This is a genomic window from Salinicola rhizosphaerae, from assembly GCF_014652715.1.
GTDB lineage: Bacteria > Pseudomonadota > Gammaproteobacteria > Pseudomonadales > Halomonadaceae > Salinicola > Salinicola rhizosphaerae.
Genome location: NZ_BMZI01000011.1, coordinates 2,579 through 17,308 on the forward strand (window position 1 = coordinate 2,579; position 14,730 = coordinate 17,308).

Genomic DNA, 14,730 nt, shown 5'->3' on the forward strand with positions numbered 1-14,730 from the left:
ACCCAGCGCCATGCTCAGCTCCCAGAAAATTAACCTGAGCTAAAAAACATCGGGGCCTCAGGGGATTGCTTATACAGGCAACCTTTCTTGTACAGGTTTTGAATACGTGTCACTGTGCACGGCCGGCAAGGACCGCCGGATTGAATTCAGAATACGAGACAGCACACTCCCGAAGAGCTGCCTCAATTGGTAGAGCCGAAACGGTTCGTTCACTCGCTAAGGAGAGCGAAAGTGAGACATACGATTGCATGCTACCGCTGCGGCCACACAGAAGCGCATTCGACAGATGCGGGCAACGATTGGGATGAGATCAACCGCACGCTGTGTGGAGAGTTCATCGCGACGCGAGATCATGATTTCGCACTAGGATCCAGAAACTATCAGCTTCACGCACTGAGCCTTTCCATCGAGATAATCCTCGAGATGTCACGCAAAAGGCCCACAGCTTCAACTAGTGTTCGACTGACATCTAAAGTGGCAGCTTAGACTCTCGTACTGCGATTCATTCCGTTAGCTTTGACTAGCGCTATTTCGCGGCAGAAGCTTGGGTGGTGGCCCATTAAGGCCACCACCCAAGCCAAACCCGATTTCCTGTAGATTTACTACGACTATCATCTTGCGGATCATGGTAGCCGCGCGAACAAGTGCGTGAACCTATGCATAGTTATATAGCTATATGAATTCGAAACTTATTTCGTTTGGCGATGAGTCTGAGGCTAGTATAAGCATCTGTTACTACTCGATAAAAGAGAGCCTTGGTGATACCACCAAGGCCCTCAGTCAGCATTACCCGTAGATGCTGCTACCGCGGCCCTCGCAGTCCGCGTGTCCTTGGTGTTTAGACATCCTTATCTAATTCCTAGCAAGAGTCCCTCCGATGGACTTTGCCAGTGTGCACCCAAACAACGCTTTACGAAATCTGTCAGTATGAAAAAATTCAGACCATCTGTAAAAATTTGTTTCAGCATATTTGTACGATATCGTATCGCATAATTTATAAAAATGTCCTTAAATATGCCGATATACTAAAAGGAATTTTTACTTTTTTTGAACAGCATAATGATACTCACTGGCCCATGGTGCTATTATAGAAAAGGCATGGTAGAACTAAAACCCATCACTCCCCTTTTTAACTTCATAATAAAATCAAAAACGCCATTGATGATTAGTTAAAAATCACGAAAATAACTTCATACCCTATAATCAATTATCAACAATAAGATACTGAACATGCTCACCGTAGGGACCGTACCGTCTCCAAATTTCTCTTCGGATCTCTCGACGCGGCCGCTGGAAACAATAGGCGACCGCATCGGTTCGGCCACGCTGATAGTAGTCAGACATCTCAGTACTGAGATTTTGCAAAGATCCAATCTGGTTTTGCAAAAAGTTTCGATCGGCTCTCATCCAATCTTCATGCAGAAAGAATCCCAAGACTTTTTCTACAAAACCCAGGTGATACACCATCATCGCTCTCTCGGAATCAGTCATCAGGTCTCTCCAGGTAAGAAGTCAGACCCAAATGCCAAGCAACCGGATCGCAGAGGTCGGCTCGCCGGATCTGCAGTAATGCTAGGTATACCTCGGGGTAACGTATGTAGCAGATTGACCACAAATGGATGTCGGCAATGGATTACAATTGATATTTAAAAACCTGCGATTTGCGTAAATATGAATTTTTACCGATTCCGAGCTACGCCCCACTGAAATCGCGCTTCACCTTTCGGAGTCGACTAGGAAACATTTGCCCGTCTCCAACCCGCGATGCAAGCTAGCCGCCATATCTGCCGGTTATCGGCATGCAGACACCCAGCTATATAGCCAAAATGTTGTAAACACCTTTAATTCGATATGGATATGAAGAATTGCTATTTCTCGTATTTTTCAGAGGAATTTATATTTCCTGAAATACAAATCCAGCCGAGCCCGTGATGAACCTTCAGCAGCTACGTATCGTACGCGAAACCGTGCGCCAGCGCTTCAACCTGACCGAAGCCTCGAACGCACTCTTCACTTCCCAGTCGGGAGCGAGCAAGCATATTCGCGACCTCGAGGAGGAGCTCGGTGTCGAGCTTTTCGAACGGCGCGGCAAGCGGATTCTCGGCCTGACCACCGCCGGGGGCACCCTGCTGGAGACGATCGAGCGCATTCTGCTCGACGCCGAGAACTTGAAACGCTCGGCGCAGCAACTGGCCAACCAGGACCAGGGCAGGCTCGCCATCGCTACCACTCACACCCAGGCCCGATACTCGCTGCCGCCGATCGTTGCCCAGTTCAAGGAGCGCTTCCCCAAAGTGAACCTGGAACTCCACCAGTGCAGCCCGACGGAAATCGTCTCGCTGCTCAAGAGCGGGAGCGTGGATATCGGCATCGCCACCGAGGCCGTCAACGACGAAGGGTCGTCGTTCGTGCGCTTCCCCTTCCACCAGTGGCATCACAGCGTCGTCGTTCCCGAGGGCCATCCGCTGTCGCAGGTGAGCGATCTGCGGCTCGAGGATATCGCCGACTATCCCATCGTCACCTATCACGAGGGTTTCACCGGACGAACGCGTATCGATCAGGCTTTCCAGGCGGCGGGGCTGGTGCCCAACGTGGTGCTCACGGCGCTGGATGCCGACGTGATCAAGACCTACGTCGAGCTCGGCCTGGGCGTCGGCATTATTGCGTCGGTGGCTTATCACGCCGAGCGTGATCGTGGCCTGCGGCTTCTCTCCGGCGCCGATCTGTTTCCCAAGAACACCACTTATCTGGCGCTACGCCGCGGCCATTTCTTACACGCCTTCGTCTATGAATTTCTCAAGCTCTGCAGTAGAGAACTGGACGAGCAGACCGTCCAGGAAGCGCTGGATGCTCGATGACTTAATCGTATATTGCGATATTTAATCCTTTTTTTATTACTTTATGGTCTATTAGATAGTGCGTTTAGATGGTCTCACGACACCGATTTTAAGGGACCATCATGCAAACTTCTCGACTCGGACTGCTAAGCGGAAAACCGGTTTTCTCCACACTGCTCCTCGGCGCGTTAGGGGTGACATCACTGACCAGCACCTTCGCTCAAGCCGAGGAAATCCAGCTTCTCAACGCCTCCTATGATCCCACCCGCGAGCTGTATCAGGATTACAACCCGCTGTTCAGCCAATGGTACAAGCAGCAGACCGGCGATGATGTCACCATCGAGCAGAGTCATGGCGGCTCGGGCAAGCAGGCCCGCTCGGTCATCGACGGCCTACCGGCGGACGTGGTGACGCTGGCGCTCGGTTACGATATCGACGCCATCGCCGATCGCACGGGCAAGGTCGCCGAGGACTGGCAGAGCGCCTTCCCGCATCACAGTGCCCCCTACACCTCGACCATCGTGTTCCTGGTACGCAAGGGCAACCCCAAGGGCATCCAGGATTGGGACGATCTCACCCGCGATGGCGTCGAGGTGATCACGCCCAACCCGAAGACATCGGGGGGCGCGCGCTGGAATTTCCTTGCCGCCTGGATCTATGTCCTCAAGCGCGAGCTGGGCGATCTCGGCAAGCTGGATGACCCGCAGTATGCCGATGAGGTGAAGGCCGCCAAGGCCGCCGCCGAGACGTACGTAGGCAATCTCTACCGCCACGTGCCGGTGCTCGACTCCGGCGCTCGCGGCGCCACCAACACCTTTGTGCAGCGCGGCCTGGGCGACGTGCTGCTGGCGTGGGAGAACGAGGCGTTTCTCGCCACGCAGGAACTTGGCAAGGATCAGTTCGACATCGTCGTGCCGTCGGTCAGCATCCTCGCCGAGCCGCCGGTTGCCGTGGTCGAGGGCAACGTCAAGAACAAGGGCGAGGCCGCCGAGAAAGCCGCCCACGCCTATCTCGAGCACCTGTACTCGCCCGAAGCCCAGGCCCTGGCAGCCGCGCACTACTACCGCCCGGTCGACCCGGAAGCGGCCCATCCCCAGGATCTCGCCCGATTCCCGGATCTGGAGCTGCACTCGGTCAACGAGGTCTTCGGTAGCTGGCGCGATGCCCAGAAGACCTACTTCGACGATGGCGGCGTGTTCGACCAGATCTATCAACCCTGAAAACTCCCTTTCAACAAAAGGACATCACGATCGCAATGAGCCAACGCCGATCACTGCTCCCCGGCTTCGGACTGAGTCTGGGCGTCACCGTCTTCACCGTCTCGCTGCTGGTGCTGATCCCGCTGGTGGCTCTGGTTACCAAGTCCGCCGAGCTCAGTCTCGGCGAACTCTGGCACACGCTGGCGGATCGCCGCGTCCTCGCGGCGTTCCGGGTCAGCTTCTCCACCGCGTTCGCCGCGGCCTTTTTCAATCTCTTCCTCGGGCTGATCGTCGCCTGGGTACTGGTCCGATACCCGCTACCGCTGAAGCGCGCGTGGGACTCGCTGATCGATTTGCCGTTCGCGCTGCCGACGGCCGTCGCCGGTATCGTGCTGACCACCCTCTACTCGCCCAATGGCTGGCTGGGCCAGTTCTTCGCCGAGCTCGGCATCCGCGTGGCCTTCACGCCGCTGGGAATCACCATTGCGCTGATCTTCATCGGGCTGCCCTTCGTGGTCAGAACCGTAGAACCGGTGCTTCAGGATCTGGATCGCCAGCAGGAAGAGGCCTCGACCAGTCTCGGCGCCTCGCGCTGGCAGACGTTTCGTCGTGTACTGCTGCCGCCGCTGGTGCCGGCGTTACTCACTGGATTTTCGCTGGCGTTCGCCCGCGGACTGGGCGAGTACGGTTCGGTCATCTTCATCGCCGGCAACATGCCGATGAAGTCGGAAATCGTGCCGCTGCTGATCGTGACCAAGCTGGAGCAATACAACTATCCGGGGGCCACCGTCATCGCCCTCGCCTCGCTGGTGGTTGCCTTCGTCATGCTGCTGATCATCAACGGGCTGCAGCAGTGGACACGCCAACGCACCGGACGCGACTGAGGAACGAGTCATGAGTACGACCCAGAATATCCTGCGACCGGCCCCGCGGACCGGTACGGCGCCCACCGAGTCGATCCCGTGGGTGCGCTACGCCTTGAGCGCGCTGGCGCTGCTGATCATCGCGCTGTTTCTGATTCTGCCGCTGGTGGCCGTGCTGTTCGAGGCGTTTCGCGAAGGCGTCGGCGCCTACGTGGACGCCATCACCGATCCCTATACCGGCCACGCCATCCTGCTGACGCTGATCACCGCCCTGACCTGCGTGCCGCTCAACACGCTGTTCGGCATCGCCGCGGCCTGGTGCATCGCCCGTTTCCAGTTTCCGGGGCGCAGCCTGTTGACCACGCTGATAGATCTGCCCTTCTCGGTGTCGCCGGTCATCGCCGGCCTGGTGTTCATTCTGATCTTCGGTAGCCAGGGCTGGTTCGGTGGCTGGTTCGCCGCCCACGGATTTCCGATCATCTTCGCCCTGCCCGGCATCGTGCTGGCGACGATGTTCGTGACACTGCCCTTCGTCGCCCGCGAGCTGATCCCGCTGATGCAGGAACAGGGGTCCGAGCAGGAAGAGGCCTCGATCATGCTCGGCGCCAGCGCCTGGCGCATGTTCTGGACGATCACGTTGCCGCGCATCAAGTGGGGGCTGCTCTACGGCGTCATCCTGTGCAACGCCCGCGCCATGGGCGAGTTCGGCGCCGTCTCGGTGGTCTCCGGTCATATCCGCGGTGCCACCAATACCCTGCCGCTGCACGTCGAGATCCTCTACAACGAATATCAATTCAGCGCCGCCTTCGCCGTTGCCACGCTGCTGGCCGGGCTCGCGATCGTCACGCTGATCATCAAGTCGATCGTCGAGTGGCGCCAGCAACGTCAATGGGAGAACGCCTCGTCATGAGCATTCAGGTCAATCATCTCACCAAGCGCTACGGCGACTTCACCGCGCTCGACGACATCGATCTCGCCATCGACGATGGCGAGCTGGTCGCGCTGCTCGGCCCCTCCGGTTGCGGCAAGACGACGCTCTTGCGCAGCATCGCCGGCATGGAGTTCGCCGACAGCGGCAACATCCTGCTCGAGGGTCGCGACATGACCTTCGAACCGATTCGTCATCGCCACGTCGGCTTCGTCTTCCAGCACTATGCGCTGTTCAACCACATGAGCGTGTTCGAGAACGTGGCCTACGGACTGCGCGTCAGACCCCGCGCCCAGCGCCCGCCGGAGGCCGAGATTAGCCGGCGGGTCCACGAACTGCTGGACCTGGTTCAGCTCGATTGGCTGGCCAAACGCTTCCCGCCGCAGCTCTCCGGCGGCCAACGCCAGCGCATTGCCCTGGCCCGAGCACTGGCGGTGGAGCCCCGCTATCTGTTGCTGGACGAGCCGTTCGGCGCACTGGATGCCAGCGTGCGCAAGGAGCTGCGCCGCTGGCTGCGACGACTGCACGAGGAGCTGCACGTGACCAGCCTGTTCGTGACCCACGACCAGGAGGAGGCGATGGAGGTCGCCAGCCGCATCGTGGTGATGAATCACGGCCGCATCGAGCAGGTGGGCACACCGGAAGCGGTCTACGACTCCCCGGCCACTCCCTTCGTCTCGACCTTCATCGGCAGCGTCAACGTGCTTCATGGCAGCCTTCGCGACGGCCACTTCGACACCGGCGGCTGGCAACTGCCGATTCCAAACGCCGACCTGAATTCGAGGAGTCAGAATGCCTTCGTGCGGCCGCACGACATCGAGATCGTTCGCGACGCCAGCACGCCGTGGCCGGTTCGCATTCGCCACGTCCAACCCATGGGCAGCAGCTATCACGTCGAGGCCACACCAGTCACGGATACCGTCCAGGGGCCACGGGTCGAGAACGACTACCTGACGGTCGAACTGACGCGCCAGACCTTTAAGACGCTGGCGCTCGAGGTTGGCGAGGTGGTCGGTATCCGGGTACATCATCTGCACTGGTTTCATCAGGAGACGGCGCCGGCGCTCGATTAACCTGATGCCGCATCTTCCCTTTGCGTCGCACCCAGGCACGCTGGAATCTCGGCTATCAGGTCATGCAAAAGATACGACAACTTGCTTAGCACGCGATGGAAACTTTGCATCTGAAGCACAATCTCGTGCCTCCGCACTGATTTACCTATCGATTTTTTTCATAGGTAGCGGTTCGCGCGAAATACCGCACGCATGACAAGCCACTGAGGCACGCTCCCGACATCCGGGCTGGGCGCTCCGGCATTTGCTTGATCTACAGGTATCAAATTAGCTACATCCAATACGCCATCGTTTTGGCTGGCAATGACGCGGCCTAGCATCAACGCTTATCGATCGCAAAGATACACGAGAAAGTGGGATGAGGTTCCGATTGCAGATAGTGGGAGGCTCAGAACGTAAAAGAGGGCCAATGCGCACGCGCGAGGGCCCTCAGTAGCACTGCCGAAGTGTGCTGTCTCTCACGGCCCTCGCGTGCCGGACTTCCTTGGCATCAGAACATCCGTGTTCAGGTTCCTAGCGAGCATCCATCCAGTGGATGCACGAAGCTTAATCCTTAAGAATGATTAGGGATACTGATAGAGATCAAGAAAAACAAGCGATTTGTAAACACATGTAAATTCCGGCTGTTGCCAGCCGGCATCATCCACACCGAATCCCGTGAGCATCCTTGTCCAGCGTCCCTGGCACTCAACACCTGTGGACACGGCTCATTCCGTTGAGCCGGATAGAATGTGGTCCAGAGAAGGAAAAAACGCCAAAAAATAAAAAAACCCGGCCGATAGCCGGGCAACGCAGGAATCCGCAGGGGAACACGGATGTTTGAAACTTAGACCATGAACGGGAGAAGCTCCCGATCAAGCGTAGAAAAATCAGGGGGGGTCGACAGTGGCACGGGATCACGCGCAGCCCATTGACGCTTCCGGCTGTTACCAGCCGGACCAATCCACGATGACCATCATAAGCATCCCTTCTTATCGTCCCGAGTGCTCATCAGCTGTGGACACCGCTCGATCCGTCAAACCGCGCGGATTCTAAAGCCTTTTTTTCGACAGTCCAGAATTAATGTTGCTAATAAGAAAATCGAATTTGTAACACCAGCAAGCTTTTAAGATTACTTAACGGTAACATTTTGGCTTTCGTTAACGGATTATGGATAGAGTCAGAAAATCGAATCATTCGGGATTGAGAAGCGCCGCTTCTTCCTGCCCCTCGCCAAATATGTTCACACGAGTCAATATTTTCCCGACACGGAAAGGGCGGCTGCTTGGGTTGGGTACCATAAGCCATCCGAACTAGCAGTCGGCCAAGATCAAGCAGCAGTGGCGCTGTGATCTTACCCAGCATTGGTGGACACCGACTTAAGCGATCATTCGGGCCTCGAAGACCTCCGAACTGATCATCCCGATGGCACTGTGCCGACGTTGTCGGTTGTCATCCAGTTCGATGTACTCGAATACCTGCTGACGCATCTGTTCTCGCGTTCGGATGCGCTCGCCATGGATCGCCTCGACCTTGAGACTATGGAAGAAGATCTCGGCACAAGCATTGTCGTAGCAGTTCCCCTTGGCGCTCATACTGCATCGGAGACCGTTTCGGGGCAGCATCGACCGATATAGTGCCGAGCAGTATTGGCTGCCGCGGTCGCTGTGAACGCCCCCCTTTCGGCCTTTGGCGACGCCACAGCGCCATCTGCAGGGCATCAACGACAAGCTCCGCGGTCATGTGCTCACGCATCGCCCAGCCAATGACCTTGCGTGAATACAGGTCGAGCAGCACCGCCAGATAGAGCCAACCTTCATCGGTCCATAGGTAGGTAATATCGCCAACCCATTTCTGATTGGGCCCCACCGCCACAAAGTCCTGCTGCAGAAGGTTAGGCGCAACCGGCAAACTATGCTGCGAGTTAGTCGTCGCCTTGAAGCGACGGGCGGCTTTGGCACGAAGCCCTTGACGGCGCAGACTGGCAGCAACCGTTTTACGATTGATCGATACACCGTTGTCGTTGAGATCCAGCGTCAATCGGGGAGCGCCGGAACGCCCTCGCTTCTGATGAAAGGCGTTGGCCACCCGATGATCGATAGCTGCTTGTCGGTGGTGCCTGACTGATGGCACGTCATCATGTTGTCTCCAGGCGTAATACCCACTACGCGCAACCCCGATGCTTTGGCACATGCGCTGGACGGAGAATACCTGGCGGTGCTGGTGGATGAAGGTGTATTTCACTTCAGGCTTCTCGCGAAATACACCGTGGCTTTTTTTGCGATTTCAAGCTCTTCCGATTTTTCCGCGAGCTGTCGCTTGAGACGCGCATTCTCGTCGGCCAACGCTTGCTCACGCTCTGACGTGTTCGCTTTCTGCTGGGCTTTGGCGCGCCACTGATAAAGCTGGCTGGTCTGCAGGCTTGGCTCACGAGCAGCGGTAGTGGCACCAACACGGTCAGCGAGTGCCAGGGCCTCTCCCTTGAATTCCGGGGAGTATCGGTTGCGGGTCTTCTTCATCGAAGCGGCTTGCCTTGTCATGGGTACCTCGTCTCAGTGTACTGTCTTAACGAGGTGTCCACTGACGATGGGCAAGATCAGACTGCCGTCCTCGCGCTTTGCTTGGTGTCCGGACTTGCGGGTGCGAGCCTATTGAAAGGTGTGCTGGCCGCACTCCTGGGTCTCCTGCTCTCGATGGCGGGGTTTGCACCCACGGACGCCATGCCACGGTTTACCTTCGACTGGCCGATGATGGATGCGGGCTTTGCCCTGCTGCCATTGCTTCTGGGTCTTTTCGCCGTGTCCGAAGTGCTAAATGAAGTGATCACACCGCCAGATAAGCGCAGCTCACCTCCGACTCGTTTCGAAAGCCCCCGCTTTCCGGGCGCGCGACTGAGAGACATCGCCGCGCATTGGGTCAACATGCTGCGCTCTGGCGCCATCGGTGTCGGGGTGGGCCTTTTGCCCTGCATCGGCGCTAACGCATCGAATCTGTTGGCCTATTCGGCGGCCCGCAGCTCCAGTCGTCATCCGGAGAGATTCAGCACGGGCATCCCCGACGGGATCGTAGCCTCGGAAACCGCTAACAACGCCAGCATCGGGGCGGCGATGATACCGCTGATGGCACTTGGCATTCCTGGTGACGCAGTGACCGCAATTTTGTTGGGCGGGCTAATGATCCACGGCATCCAGACGGGGCCGATGCTTTTTTCGGCCAATGGGCCGTTGGTCTACGCTCTCTTCGCGTCGATGATCGTCGCCAATGTGGCTATGCTGGTGTTGTCCATCGCGGGAATCCGCATATTCATTCGTATACTCGCCGTGCCGAAATCGATTCTGCTGTCGATGGTCATGGTCACCTGTGTCATCGGTGCTTTCGCCACCAACAATCGGATGTTTGACGTCTACACGCTGGTCGCTGCCGGCTTCCTGGGTTTCATTCTTATCCGGATGAAAATTCCATTCCAGCCACTGGTGTTGGGCTTCATCCTGACCCCTTGATCGAAGTCAACCTGCGATCGGCCCTCATGGCTTCGCATGGTTCATTCATTCCATTTCTGGAACGCCCCTTCTCGGCGGCATTCCTCGGACTCGCCGCTCTGTATCTCGTGGCAACCGGCGCGCTGAAATTCCGTAGTCTGTGCGCTGCCCGCCGCCTCGCATCGATAACCTGACTTCTGTTCCGACAATGCTCTGGATGACGAAGAGGCGCACCCAAACGTGATCAAATCCATCAACAGTAAAGATCTTGTAAAGTCAGGACATTGACACGAGTTGATCCAGATAGAGCAGGCTCCACCTGATGCATGTGTTTAGTGGTTCACTAAAACCCGTCGCTAAGTCAGGTCAGTCCACTGCTTACATTAGTAGAGGCCTTGGGTACAGCGGCTATCTGCCGCTGCTAAAAGGCGATGCATCGTTCAGGATTGATTCAGAGGGATACGACCAGATTAGCAAAGACGTACTGACCGGCAGCAAACGCGATATGGGCGATGATGACGTAGGCGATAATCGCTGCCTGGTTGGGCAGCTTGCGACCCAGAATGCCGCCGCCGAGTCCTGGCATCAGAATGAGCAAACCGGCCAGCGAGCTGATTACGACCCCGACCCAGAATACCGGCACGACCTTTGGATCGGCGATATAGTCCACGCCCCAGACCAGCAGTATGAGCATTGCGTAGGCTAGGCCGACGAGATAGTGGAAGAGCCAGCCGACGGTCTTTTCGCGTCCGCCGGGAGCCGGCCGATCAGGACGACTGTCCAGTACCACCCGCCCTGAAGGAATGTCGAGTAACCATCGTCCTACGACTCCCCAATCGGTGCCGGCCATGCCAGTGGTCTTCGCCACAAGCCATGCCCATAGGTCGAGAACAATTGTCGAGCCGATGCCGACGACCAAAATGAAAGCTGCGACGTCACCCATGATTTTTTCCAGATAAGATTTTGAAGCCTCGGCAGCTCGGTAACCGGATTCTGAGGTTATATCATTCTGCCGAGATCGCGATTGAGGCCGTAGATACTAACACGAAAAGACTGCTTGAGCTTGCCGATTGACCGCTTGACGACAAGTTATGGAATGACTAGTCTTTAAGTCGTTCCGGCAGTCGCTGCGCCAAGGGAAACCAGGAAGCAGTACGCTGAATCTCGTCTCTTGGCGCCTTGCCGAATTTATCGCAATTTCTGTGGAGGAGGTAGTATGGCTGCGTCTACGATCAATCTCGAACTTAGCTGGAAAGATGGATTCAAGGGTGGTGGCAAGATCGTCGGTAAGGAATTTTCTACCGATATCAGCATCCCGGCTGAGTATGGCGGCCCTGGTAAAGGCAGCAACCCGAAAGAGCTTTACACAGCCTCGACGGCGGCGTGCTTCATCTCGACGCTGACGGCGATGATCGGCGGCAAGAAGCTGCCGCTTCAGCAGCTTTCGGTAGATACCCAGGCCGATATCGACGGTGATGACTTCGTCATCACGCATACTGCCAATGTCGTGCTTGAAAGCTCTGCGAGTGACGAAGAAGTCGAAAAGACGAAAGAAGTCGTCATCAAGGCAGACGAAAACTGTGTCGTCGGCAACCTGGCCCGCAAGGCTGGCGTGGAAGTGAATGTGAAGCCGGTCGTTACCAAAGCCTGATTCGATTTCCGGTAACGCCGCAATGAAAATGGCCTGCTGAAAAGCAGGCCATTTTTTTATCGATGTATTTGGGATGACGTTAGTTTTATCCGGAATAACGTTCTATCAAATCATGAAAATCGATAGGAATACGTCATTGAAATAACTCAGTTTTTGTCAATAGACACGAAAAAACGGGCGAGTGGTCATGGTCCACTCGCCCGTTTGGAATCGCACCGGAGTGATGAGCTATCTTATCCGGTTCGACTCTCCTGCTCGCTGAGAAACTTCTCGGCATCCAGCGCTGCCATGCAACCGCTGCCGGCCGAGGTGATGGCCTGGCGATAGACGGCATCGGCGACATCGCCTGCAGCGAAGACTCCGGGCACCGAGGTCTCTGTCGAATTTCCATCCAGCCCCGAGTTGACGATGATATAGCCATCTCGAAGTTTCAGGGAATCGGCAAAAATTTCGGTGTTGGGTTTGTGACCGATGGCCACGAACAACCCGGAAATGGCCAGGCGCGTCAGGGCACCAGTCTCGGCATCCTCGATCATGACACCGGTCACGCCGGTCTCATCGCCGAGTACTTCGGAAACCGTGTGATTCCAGCGAACACTGATCACGCCTTCTTTCACCTTTTCCATCAGCCGATCCTGCAGTGCGGCTTCTGCACGAAGCTTGCCTCTGCGATGGACCAGCGTGACGTGGGAGGCAAGGTTGGCAAGATAGAGTGCTTCCTCCACCGCCGTATTGCCGCCGCCCACGACCACGACGTGGTTTCCCTTATGGAAGAAACCGTCACAGGTAGCGCAGGCCGATACGCCTTGTCCCATGAAACGGCCCTCGGACTCCAGTCCGAGGTATAGCGCCGTGGCACCGGTCGCGATGATCAGTGCGTCACAGGTGTAGGTTTCGTTGCCTTTCAGCGTGAAAGGGCGCTTGCCGAGATCGACCGACTCGATGTGATCCATCAGGATCGTCGTGCCGACGTTTTCAGCGTGCTGGCGCATCCGATCCATCAGCTCGGGCCCGAGAATGCCGCTGCCTTCACCGGGCCAGTTATCCACGTCCTGGGTCGTGGTTAGCTGGCCGCCCATCGTACTGCCGGTGATCAGCGTCGGCTTCAGGTTGGCCCTGGCGGCATAGACTGCCGCCGTGTAGCCGGCCGGGCCGGACCCGAGCACGATGACGTTGCTATGGCTCATCGTGTAACTCCCAGATGGTCAGATCGAGTTGACGAGATCCACGAGGCCGCGCTCGTTCAACAGCCCCGTGTGGCGCTGGACCTCTTCACCGTTCTTGAACGCAACAACCGTCGGGATGCTGCGGATGCCAAGCTTGCGCGCGATGTTCGGGCTGTGATCCAGATTCATTTCAGACAGCAGCGCCTTGTCGCCAATGTCCTTCGCCGCCTTCTTGTACATCGGCTGCATCATCATGCAGGGCGGGCACCACGGCGCCCAGAATCGGACCAGTACCACATCGGATTCGCTCAGCGTGCTGTCATACTGATTTTCGGTGATCGATTTGACTTGATCGCTCATTATCAGACTCCTGATTGGGTCGATTGATTGAGGTTCGCCGTTACGCTGCAGCTGACAGCGATTTGGCGTGCTTCTTGTCCCAGGCACCGCTTACCAGGGTCAGCAGGATGCTGACACCGACAACGATGGCGGCCGCGGGACCGGTGGCCATCAGGCCAAAGTGTTCGACGACGATCCCGCCAATCCAGGCGCCGGCGGCGATACCACCGTTGAAGGCGCCAATATTGATGCTCGAGGACGCGTCGACCGATTTGGGAGCGTGGATTTCAGCCTGCTGCACCACGTAGAGCTGCAGGACGGGGATACTGCCGAAGGCGACGGCGCCCCACAGCATCACGACCGGCACCATGAGCATCTTGTTGACCGCGACGAGACTGAGAACCGCCATGGCGAAGGTGAGCAGGCCGAGGATCCAGAGCAGAGCGGCAATGGCGCCTCTCTTGTCCGCTAGTCGGGCAAAGAAGGTATTACCCAGCGTGACGGCGATGCCGTAGAAGATGAGCACGGTGCCGACACCGGAAACCGAGAAGCCGGTCACCTCCTGCAGTATCTCGGAGAGATAGGTGTAGGCGATGAAGGCGCCACCATAGCCGACGCCGGTAATCAGGAAGACCAGCAGCATCTTGGGGACGGTCACGATGCTGAGCTGCTCGATCAGGCTGGCCGGCTCAGGGCGCTCGACCTTCTTAGGCAGAAAGATCCACAGGGCGATGATCGACAGTGCGCCGAGTACCGTGATGAACAGGAAGGCTGCGCGCCAGTCGAACAGATCGGTCAGGAAGGTTCCGAGCGGTACACCTGCCACGAGCGCCACGGTCAAGCCCGTGAACATGATGCCGATCGCCGCACCGGATTTCTCCTTGGGTACGGAGTTGGCCGCGACCACGGTCGCCATGGAGTAGAAGACACCCTGAACCACGCCAGCCAGTACACGGCCGACGAGCAGCATCGGGTAGCTCTGCGCCTGCCAGGCGAGCCAGTTCGCGGCCACGAAAAGAACCATCAAGCCGCACGCGAGCAGACGCCGGTCGATTCGACTGGTCAACGGCGTGATGATCGGTGCCGCGATGGCTACGCCCAGTGCGTAAAGACTGACCAGCTGGCCAGCAGTAGGGATATCGATCTGCATGTCGGTCGCGATAGCGGGCAGAATGCCCACGACCACGAACTCGGCCATGCCGATGGCAAAGGCGGC

Annotated in this window: 12 protein-coding genes and 1 pseudogene; 7 read left to right on the plus strand and 6 right to left on the minus strand. The window is 57.2% G+C overall.

Annotation, left to right across the window (positions count from 1 at the left end; genetic code table 11):
* Nucleotides 1–1,203 precede the first annotated feature (1,203 nt).
* Complete coding sequence (locus IE125_RS18855) at nt 1,204–1,491, minus strand: hypothetical protein (protein WP_189446237.1); 288 nt, start codon at nt 1,489–1,491, stop codon at nt 1,204–1,206.
* Between the two features lie 440 nt (nt 1,492–1,931).
* On the opposite strand from IE125_RS18855, the gene IE125_RS18860 reads away from it, so the two are divergent.
* The 5 genes from IE125_RS18860 (at nt 1,932) to IE125_RS18880 (ending at nt 6,900) form a co-directional block, all read left to right on the plus strand.
* Complete coding sequence (locus tag IE125_RS18860; RefSeq protein WP_189446238.1) at nt 1,932–2,858, plus strand: CysB family HTH-type transcriptional regulator; 927 nt, start codon at nt 1,932–1,934, stop codon at nt 2,856–2,858.
* Between the two features lie 101 nt (nt 2,859–2,959).
* Nucleotides 2,960–4,057: a sulfate ABC transporter substrate-binding protein gene (locus IE125_RS18865; RefSeq protein ID WP_189446239.1), complete on the plus strand. Its 1,098-nt coding sequence runs from the start codon at nt 2,960–2,962 to the stop codon at nt 4,055–4,057.
* A gap of 35 nt (nt 4,058–4,092) precedes the next feature.
* A complete protein-coding gene (gene cysT, locus IE125_RS18870) occupies nt 4,093–4,920 on the plus strand; it encodes a sulfate ABC transporter permease subunit CysT (protein ID WP_189446240.1) in 828 nt (275 codons plus the stop codon).
* 10 nt (nt 4,921–4,930) lie between these two features.
* The gene (cysW, locus tag IE125_RS18875; RefSeq protein ID WP_189446241.1) at nt 4,931–5,809 is read left to right on the plus strand and encodes a sulfate ABC transporter permease subunit CysW; all 879 of its coding nucleotides are present in this window, start codon (nt 4,931–4,933) and stop codon (nt 5,807–5,809) included.
* The gene (locus tag IE125_RS18880) at nt 5,806–6,900 is read left to right on the plus strand and encodes a sulfate/molybdate ABC transporter ATP-binding protein (protein ID WP_189446242.1); all 1,095 of its coding nucleotides are present in this window, start codon (nt 5,806–5,808) and stop codon (nt 6,898–6,900) included. Before cysW ends, IE125_RS18880 begins: the two co-directional genes overlap by 4 nt.
* Nucleotides 6,901–8,258: 1,358 nt before the next feature.
* Here IE125_RS18880 and IE125_RS18885 read toward each other — a convergent pair.
* Nucleotides 8,259–9,419: pseudogene (locus IE125_RS18885) on the minus strand (IS3 family transposase).
* 33 nt (nt 9,420–9,452) lie between these two features.
* Between IE125_RS18885 and IE125_RS18890 the strand changes: the two are divergent.
* A complete protein-coding gene (locus IE125_RS18890; protein WP_189446243.1) occupies nt 9,453–10,379 on the plus strand; it encodes a tripartite tricarboxylate transporter permease in 927 nt (308 codons plus the stop codon).
* Nucleotides 10,380–10,809: 430 nt separating this feature from the next.
* Here the strand turns inward: IE125_RS18890 and IE125_RS18895 are convergent, their stop codons facing one another.
* On the minus strand, nt 10,810–11,301 hold the full coding sequence (locus IE125_RS18895; protein ID WP_189446244.1) for a DUF2938 family protein: 492 nt from the start codon (nt 11,299–11,301) through the stop codon (nt 10,810–10,812).
* A gap of 273 nt (nt 11,302–11,574) precedes the next feature.
* On the opposite strand from IE125_RS18895, the gene IE125_RS18900 reads away from it, so the two are divergent.
* The gene (locus tag IE125_RS18900) at nt 11,575–12,009 is read left to right on the plus strand and encodes an OsmC family protein (RefSeq protein ID WP_189446245.1); all 435 of its coding nucleotides are present in this window, start codon (nt 11,575–11,577) and stop codon (nt 12,007–12,009) included.
* A gap of 233 nt (nt 12,010–12,242) precedes the next feature.
* Here the strand turns inward: IE125_RS18900 and trxB are convergent, their stop codons facing one another.
* The 3 genes from trxB to IE125_RS18915 all read right to left on the minus strand — a co-directional run.
* Nucleotides 12,243–13,196: a thioredoxin-disulfide reductase gene (gene trxB, locus IE125_RS18905; RefSeq protein ID WP_189446246.1), complete on the minus strand. Its 954-nt coding sequence runs from the start codon at nt 13,194–13,196 to the stop codon at nt 12,243–12,245.
* Between the two features lie 18 nt (nt 13,197–13,214).
* Nucleotides 13,215–13,535: a thioredoxin family protein gene (locus IE125_RS18910; protein WP_189446247.1), complete on the minus strand. Its 321-nt coding sequence runs from the start codon at nt 13,533–13,535 to the stop codon at nt 13,215–13,217.
* 40 nt (nt 13,536–13,575) lie between these two features.
* Nucleotides 13,576–14,730: MFS transporter (locus IE125_RS18915; protein WP_229809215.1), on the minus strand; the 1,155-nt coding region annotated here is incomplete at its 5' end.

What these genes read in the sequence shown, in the direction of transcription:
- IE125_RS18855 (WP_189446237.1), bottom strand. Translation starts at nt 1,491, where the DNA reads ATGACTGATTCCGAGAGAGCGATGATGGTGTATCACCTGGGTTTTGTA.
- IE125_RS18860 (WP_189446238.1), top strand. Translation starts at nt 1,932, where the DNA reads ATGAACCTTCAGCAGCTACGTATCGTACGCGAAACCGTGCGCCAGCGC.
- IE125_RS18865 (WP_189446239.1), top strand. Translation starts at nt 2,960, where the DNA reads ATGCAAACTTCTCGACTCGGACTGCTAAGCGGAAAACCGGTTTTCTCC.
- cysT (WP_189446240.1), top strand. Translation starts at nt 4,093, where the DNA reads ATGAGCCAACGCCGATCACTGCTCCCCGGCTTCGGACTGAGTCTGGGC.
- cysW (WP_189446241.1), top strand. Translation starts at nt 4,931, where the DNA reads ATGAGTACGACCCAGAATATCCTGCGACCGGCCCCGCGGACCGGTACG.
- IE125_RS18880 (WP_189446242.1), top strand. Translation starts at nt 5,806, where the DNA reads ATGAGCATTCAGGTCAATCATCTCACCAAGCGCTACGGCGACTTCACC.
- IE125_RS18895 (WP_189446244.1), bottom strand. Translation starts at nt 11,301, where the DNA reads ATGGGTGACGTCGCAGCTTTCATTTTGGTCGTCGGCATCGGCTCGACA.
- IE125_RS18900 (WP_189446245.1), top strand. Translation starts at nt 11,575, where the DNA reads ATGGCTGCGTCTACGATCAATCTCGAACTTAGCTGGAAAGATGGATTC.
- trxB (WP_189446246.1), bottom strand. Translation starts at nt 13,196, where the DNA reads ATGAGCCATAGCAACGTCATCGTGCTCGGGTCCGGCCCGGCCGGCTAC.
- IE125_RS18910 (WP_189446247.1), bottom strand. Translation starts at nt 13,535, where the DNA reads ATGAGCGATCAAGTCAAATCGATCACCGAAAATCAGTATGACAGCACG.